The following is a 785-nucleotide window of genomic DNA, read 5'->3' on the forward strand; positions in this document are numbered from 1 at the left end:
CGCATGGCGAGTGCAGTGGGCATGGAAGTTTTGGGCTTTGACCCTTACGCCAAAGAGCTGCCGGAATTCATGACACGGGTCGAGCTCGAAACGCTTTGGCAAAACGCCGACGTGATTTCGCTGCATTGCCCGCTGACGGACGAGAACCGCAACCTGCTGAATGGCACCACGCTGGCAAAGTGCAAGAGGGGTGTGATCATCGTCAACACGGCGCGCGGGGGGCTGGTGGATGAAGCCGCTTTGCTCGAAGCCCTTCGTAGCGGGCAAGTCCATTCTGCGGGCCTGGACAGCTTCAGCGTGGAACCCATGGCGCCAGGGCACCCCTTCCAGAACGAGCCGGGTCTCATCCTGAGCCCCCACATCGGCGGTGTCACGAGCAACGCCTACGTGAACATGGGCGTTGCGGCTGCGCGCAACGCGCGAAGCGTGATCGAAGGTGTGACCGCCGAGGCTTTGGCTTAGCTTTCGATCGACGGCTGCCTGGGGCATGCGCCCCAGCCCGGCCAGCGTCTTTCGCTTTTACTGCGGCACCAGGCCGGCGGCTTTCACCAGGTCGGCGTGGATGCGAATCTCTTCTGAAATCACTTGGGCCAGGGGCTTGGCCTCATCGGGTGCCGGCTCCATGCCGATTTCCAGCAGTCTGGTTTTGGCATCGCCTCTCAGAAACGCCTTCGCGGATTTGCTGAGCTTGTCGATCACGGGCTGAGGCGTTTTGGCGGGAACCAGCAGGCCGATCCAGGCCGACAGCACCACATTGTTCACACCGCCTTCGCGCAGTGTGGGAA

The 785-nt window shown here is 62.0% G+C and carries 2 protein-coding genes; one reads left to right on the forward strand and one right to left on the reverse strand.

Translation table 11 applies throughout. The annotated features are described in order from the left end of the window. Nucleotides 1-462 (forward strand): NAD(P)-dependent oxidoreductase (locus AC1DWI_RS25115; protein ID WP_477726176.1); only part of this gene is annotated, 462 nt, incomplete at its 5' end. Nucleotides 463-519: 57 nt separating this feature from the next. Here the strand turns inward: AC1DWI_RS25115 and AC1DWI_RS25120 are convergent. Next, nucleotides 520-785, reverse strand: a 266-nt coding sequence (locus tag AC1DWI_RS25120; RefSeq protein WP_477726177.1) for a tripartite tricarboxylate transporter substrate-binding protein, incomplete at its 5' end; no start/stop codon positions are given.

The organism is Polaromonas sp. P3_C2 (genome assembly GCF_056402675.1).